Origin of the sequence: Leptospira noguchii serovar Panama str. CZ214 (genome assembly GCF_000306255.2) — a bacterium.
Lineage (GTDB): Bacteria > Spirochaetota > Leptospiria > Leptospirales > Leptospiraceae > Leptospira > Leptospira noguchii.
This window is the reverse complement of record NZ_AKWY02000014.1, coordinates 135,001-141,075: the sequence shown is the minus strand read 5'-3', so window position 1 is coordinate 141,075 and position 6,075 is coordinate 135,001. Positions and strand designations below refer to the sequence as shown.

6 protein-coding genes (1 of these 6 only partly in view) are annotated in these 6,075 nt (G+C 35.1%); 5 read left to right on the top strand and 1 reads right to left on the bottom strand.

Annotated features, from left to right (window positions below; translation table 11 throughout):
• On the bottom strand, positions 1 to 161 hold a 161-nt coding region (locus tag LEP1GSC059_RS05735), incomplete at its 3' end, for a helix-turn-helix domain-containing protein (RefSeq protein WP_020980441.1).
• Positions 162 to 257: 96 nt separating this feature from the next.
• On the opposite strand from LEP1GSC059_RS05735, the gene LEP1GSC059_RS05730 reads away from it, so the two are divergent.
• From LEP1GSC059_RS05730 to LEP1GSC059_RS05700, 5 genes are all read left to right on the top strand, one after another.
• Positions 258 to 1,346: a Kelch repeat-containing protein gene (locus LEP1GSC059_RS05730; RefSeq protein WP_020980427.1), complete on the top strand. Its 1,089-nt coding sequence runs from the start codon at positions 258 to 260 to the stop codon at positions 1,344 to 1,346.
• Between the two features lie 74 nt (positions 1,347 to 1,420).
• Entirely contained in the window at positions 1,421 to 1,801 is a 381-nt protein-coding gene (locus LEP1GSC059_RS05725) for a DUF4907 domain-containing protein (RefSeq protein ID WP_017215614.1), read from the top strand.
• Between the two features lie 300 nt (positions 1,802 to 2,101).
• Positions 2,102 to 3,174 (top strand): IS3 family transposase gene (locus LEP1GSC059_RS05715; protein ID WP_420323973.1). Its coding sequence is split into 2 segments (ribosomal slippage): positions 2,102 to 2,351 and positions 2,351 to 3,174, totalling 1,074 coding nucleotides; the frame shifts between segments, so codons are not numbered across the junction.
• A gap of 492 nt (positions 3,175 to 3,666) precedes the next feature.
• The gene (locus LEP1GSC059_RS05710) at positions 3,667 to 4,812 is read left to right on the top strand and encodes an acyltransferase family protein (protein ID WP_017215613.1); all 1,146 of its coding nucleotides are present in this window, start codon (positions 3,667 to 3,669) and stop codon (positions 4,810 to 4,812) included.
• A gap of 1,185 nt (positions 4,813 to 5,997) precedes the next feature.
• Positions 5,998 to 6,075 carry the 5' portion of a DUF1561 domain-containing protein gene (locus tag LEP1GSC059_RS05700; protein WP_017215611.1) on the top strand. 1,833 nt of this gene lie beyond the right edge of the window, so 78 of the gene's 1,911 nt are visible here — the first part of the coding sequence; it begins with the start codon at positions 5,998 to 6,000; the stop codon falls past the right edge of the window.

Genomic DNA, 6,075 nt, shown 5'->3' with positions numbered 1-6,075 from the left:
TCCTCTACTTGTTTCTCCCACTGCCTTACTGCATGCCGAGTCACTCCCAGACGACGCGCCACTTCAGATCTTTTAATCCCTTCCCCTCGCAGCTTCAGGCCTTTTAAACGACGTTTCTCTAATCCTTTGAAATCTCGTTTCACTCCCGCTATATTACCCATTTCTACAGTCTTTTTTTATTAGATTATTTGGGTACTTCTTTTTGGTGATATATTATGCAATTGTCAGTAGTTCCAAACATACAAAAGGAGTAATAAATGCAAATCAAGAAAGCACTTACCATTTTTTTGGTAAGTATAGGATGTCTGGTTTTTGGAACTTGCGGCGAACAGAATAGTGATGAAAGCAAAACTTTGCTGTCTATCTTGGAGGTTTCTTCTTCCAACCATCCTGAAATGATGAACACTCGAAACATGAGTGTCGACCCAGAACCGGAGCCGGAGCCGCCATGGGATGGAGTTGGCTGGGGAATCAAAAAAGATTTTACAGGCTACGGCAGAAATGGCGCTGTAACGTTTGCAATTAATGGGAAAGGTTATCTTGCTGGAGGAGTATCTTACTATGGTTTTCAAAATGATTTGTGGGAATATGATCCTACAACAGACTCTTGGACGCAAAAAGTCAGCATACCTGTTCCTCTAGGATACCGACACGCTTCAGGATTTGCCCTCAATGGAAAAGGTTATTATGGCCTGGGTATCGATAATAACAGTACACTTTATAAGAATTGGCGGGAATACAATCCAATTACAAATCAATGGGTATCAAAATTAAATTTTCCAGGATCAGCACGTTTCGGAGCAGTTTCTTTTACAATCGGCAGTAAAGGTTACTTAGGCACAGGAGCAACTACTGATTATAGCGACGGTAACAATATAAAAAGCGATTTTTGGGAATACAATCCAACAACGGATTCTTGGAGAAAAGTTGCGGGACTTCCAACAGCAAATAGACGAACCTACGCAACTTCTTTTGTTATTGGAACAACCGGTTACGTAGGAGGAGGATCTCCCGACGAAGTTAAAAATGCATCACTACAAGATTTTTGGAAATACCAACCTGTTGAAGGAAAGCCAGGAACCTGGGCTCAAATTTCTTCCTTACCTGCTCAAAGAACAGACATGCTTGGATTCTCTTTATGGGGCGTAGGGATTGCAGGAGGAGGTTCCGAAGTTCAACTTTGGTCCTATCATCCGCGCACCGATTCATGGCAGAGAGAAGTAAATCTTCCCTATTTCCCCCACGACAGCCTTACATTCCGAAGCGTTTTTACGATCGGAGACTATGCCTACGGAATTGTTGGCCAAAAAGTTTATCAATTTTACAAAGTACCTCCCGGTCAGTAAAAAAGGGGAATCATGGCGGTCCTAAAACCGCCGTGATTTTTATGATTCTAAAAAAAACATATCAAGGAAAGTAAATGTTTATCATAAAAAGATCAGTTTTGTTATTTATTATTTTTATAATATTTGCAGATTGTAATCGATCTAAATCAGAAAAATCTAATGTAGACCAGACTTCCTTAAAAAATGCGGAGTTCCAAATCAAAACCTATCAAAACAATTCCGGTGGATACGGTTATGACATCTTTGTAAATTCTGCGCGTACAATTCATCAACCACATATACCTGGCTTAAGAGGAGTCAAAGGATTCGATTTAGAAAGCCAGGCCGAACAAGCAGCAAATCTAGTCATCGATAAATTGCAGAGTGGAATGATGCCACCAACGATAACCGAACAAGAAATCGATTGGATTCTCAGATCTAAGAATCGGACGACTGAAAAAACAATTCAACCTTAATCAAAGTGAGTTCGACTTAAAAAAATCAGGCCGGATCTGGTTCTCAGTTCTGGTCAATAAATTATATACAGGAAACGTTATACAACAATCATCTTTAGTTTAATAGAACTCGATTTGTCGAACGACCCATAAAACTCAGCGAATAGATCGGCATTCAGGAAATCCTTGCATTGAGTTTTTTATTCGCCCAGATTTTCTTACGTCGAATTCACATTAAATCACGTATGACCTAGCCCCCGAATAAAGGACCAGCTGAAATTGTGAAAATCCTCCTGATGTATAATAAATTTGGAGGAAGCAATGAAGAAGCGATATAGCGAAGAACAAATCCACAAAGTGTTGAAAGAATCGGAGTCAGGGGTCTCGACCCCTGAAATCTGTCGAAAGTATGGAATCAGCGGAAATACATTTTATCGCTGGCGTTCGAAATACGGCGGAATGGAGCTGAGTGAATTAAAGCGAATGAAGTCCTTGGAAGAAGAGAACGGCAAGCTGAAAAAGCTTTACGCAGAATTGGCTTTGGAAAACGAAGCGATCAAGATGTTACTTGAAAAAAAGTGGTAAGCCGGGAACAGAAACAGGAAGCGATCATGCTCATCAAACCAAAACTTGGCGAACGAAAATCTTGTCGTCTTCTGAAAGAATCTCGAACCGGCTTTCGAAACAGATTCAAATTCTTTGATAAAGATAAGGAACTCAAAGAGCGCATCCGGGAATTGGCATACAAACATAAAAGAGCGGGTTACAGGCAAATCCATGATTTTATACGAAAAGAAGAGAGAGTGAATCACAAACGAATCTATCGATTGTATGTGGAATTGGGCTTGAAATACCGAATCAAACAAAGGCGCAAACGATTGCCTTTGCCAACGGTTCCTAAACTTTTACCGGGAGCGTTTGGAGAAAGATGGTCGATGGATTTTATGTCGGACTCGCTTTATTCAGGAAGAAGATTCAGAATCTTGAATATAATCGATGACTATGGTCGTTTAGCGATAGCGACTCAACCGGAGTTTTCAATTCCTTCCGAGAGAGTTGTAAGAATTTTGAATGAAGTAATCGAAGTTTACGGTCTTCCGAAACAAATCGTCGTAGACAACGGTCCTGAATTTACTTCAAGATCTTTTTTGAAATGGACACAGGAGAAAGGAATCGATATTCATTTTACGACTCCCGGAAAGCCGACTGAAAATGCTTTCATCGAAAGTTTTAACGGTAAGATGCGAAACGAATGTTTGAATGAAAATTGGTTTAAAAATATTGAAGAAGCACAACGCCTTGTCGAAGATTGGAGGAACTTCTACAATTCTGAGAGGCCACATAGTTCTCTCGGGGGACGAACTCCCGAAGTATATTTAAGGTGCTCTGCTTAAGAGGATTTTAACTCATTACACTGGCACTAAAAACGGGGGCATGTCACGTATAAAGTCAGATTACAACCACCAACACCACTTATCAAGAAACAGCGTAATGGGAAAACTCTTGTACAGATTCACTGAAAAACAAAAAAACGATATAAGAAAAATACAATCGAATGTTTATCAATTCAGACGAGAACCAAAGAGAAAAATTCAGTTTTTAGTTTAATATAAATTCGACATAAGAAAATTAGTATAATAGAGTTGTTGAAAAATTAATTCACTATCTGTTTCTGTTTCATGGAAACGGTTCATTGAAGAAGTTTTGCTAATTTGAACTATGGAATTTTTCAACAACTCTAATTCATTTGCAAAATTACTTAAAAAATTTCACATACGACTGGTTACAGAAAACACAAGAAGTTATCAAAACAACTCTAAAAAGTCAAACACTGGATTACAATTGCGACTCATACAATTCATATTCGGAAAATAAAAGGGCAAAGTTTGGAAAAGAAATCAAATCAAAATCGAATTTTATCCTTGGATTTATTCCGAGGAATGACCGTAGCTGGGATGATCCTAGTAAATAATCCTGGTTCTTGGTCTTTTATCTATACTCCATTGAAACACGCAAAATGGAATGGATGTACGCCAACGGATTTAGTCTTTCCATTTTTTCTATTTGCCGTGGGTACATCCATTCCATTTTCAGTATATTCAAAAAACAAAATTTATATAAGTAGAATTTGGTTTGGAATTTGTATACGAAGTATCACACTGATTTTGATCGGACTATTTTTAAATTTTTTCGGAGAATGGTCTTTTTCAGAACTCAGGATTCCAGGTGTACTCCAAAGAATCGGATTTGTTTATTGGGTAGTCGCTTCTTTATACCTAATACTACCAAAAAGAACGATATTAATTTCCTGGATTCCGATCCTAATCGTTCATACTTGGGTCCTGATCCAAATCCCACCCCCCGGAGAATCAATCGTCTACTTAGAACCGGGAAAAGACATTGGAGCCTGGATTGATCGAAACATTTTCGGAGAAAATCATCTATGGAAGTTTTCTAAAACTTGGGATCCCGAGGGATTTTTCAGTGGAATTTCATCGATAGCAACTTCTTTGTTAGGTGTTTTTTGCGGATCGATACTTTCTTCAAAAACAAATGAAACTAAAAAACAGATTTTAAGCATTTTCGGATTTGGAATCTTACTCGTGTTAGTCGGTCTATTATGGGATCAAAACCTTCCAATAAATAAAAGCCTCTGGACTGGAAGTTATGTAATTTATACAGCAGGCCTAGCTTTTTTATCGATAGTTTTTTTTGAATTTTTAAATTTTCTACTACGAGCAAAAAAATGGAATCGATTGAAATTAGAAACTATATTTCAACCTTTTCTTGTATTTGGTAAAAATGCAATTTTAGTATTTGTGGGCTCCGGGCTTATTGCAAGAACACTCAATCTCTGGACCATTGTCTTAGAAAATGGAAAATTAATTAGCATTAAGACTTTCTTTTATTCTAAACTTAATTTTATAGGAAATTCACATTTAGAATCATTTATATACGCGATGTTTAATCTCTTATTCTGGTGGATAATTTTAAGCATCTTAGATAAGAAAAAAATTTATATCAAGATTTAAAATCGTACAAACGCACACTTATAAATAAAACTAGATTTTAGATTGAATATCAAAACGACATGATTAAAATCTAAAATATTTGCCAGGAGCCATCTCAAAAATACTTTATCTTTGCTTAAAATTTCGATTCTGGTAATTCAAGATACTTTCGAGATAACCTCTACTATAAAAAACCTACATTTATTTTAAACCTGTCCCAAAATTTAGAGATTATGAAGATTTGACGATAGCAGTAAACTACTGGAAAATTCGTAAACTTTGAAACATGTCAATTTCTGCGTGGAACCTCAGCATTTCATTAAAAATCTCTAAAGACTATCGTTTATACTTTTTGAAGTTTTGAGATAAGTACTTGGCATTTAAAAGAATGGCTTTTGCAAAAATTAAAATCTATTTTATAGAGACTATTTAATTAAAACTAGATAAACTTTCAGAACTTGAAAAAATTACAGATCATTAATTCAAATATAAGTCAAATATATCTATAAAATAAATGGATTATAATTCAGATTCATTAGAACATTCTAAACAATCTCGTTTTTATCGGAAAACAAAAAAAGATAAAAGATGAGAATGATAAATTCAATCAATTACTTTTTTATTATGAATTTTAGAAAATCTATAGAATTGTTAAAAAATTTCATAGTTCAGCTCAACAACAAAATTGCTTTAATCGACAGTTTCTATAAAACAGAAATGAATGAAGAATTAATTTTTCAACAACTCTTATATATAAATCCTAGAAAAACATAATCTAAAACAGAAAATTTTCAATGTGAGTTCAAAATAAAATATTAACTCTTTCAATTTTGAAAACTACCATCTATCAAGTTGTTAGGTTTTAAAAACGGGGGAATCTTACAAAAAATCTCAGGATAAAGGATCGTTTAAAAAGTTTATAAGATGCGTAATTTATAAGAACTTATACGGAATTTATTAACAAAAATGAAAATTAGTTTAAAAATATCAAAGATTTTCTGCCTAAGAGATTTTAATTTAGGTTGTATTGGTTCTAAATTCGAGACAACGATGCAATTGATGCTGTATTTACCTATTGATTACTTCTTACTCGTAACTATAAACAAAGTACCAAATATTTTGTTCTCTGGGATAAACTTTTGTGATAAAAATTTCGGTAATCAATTTTATAAAGATCAATAATTCTTCAAAAAGGTGAAGGTAAACATGAGATACTGGAAAGTTCTCGTAGTAGTTTTGTTAGTCTCCATCTCACTTAGTTTCAAATACGGTGTAAACAATACA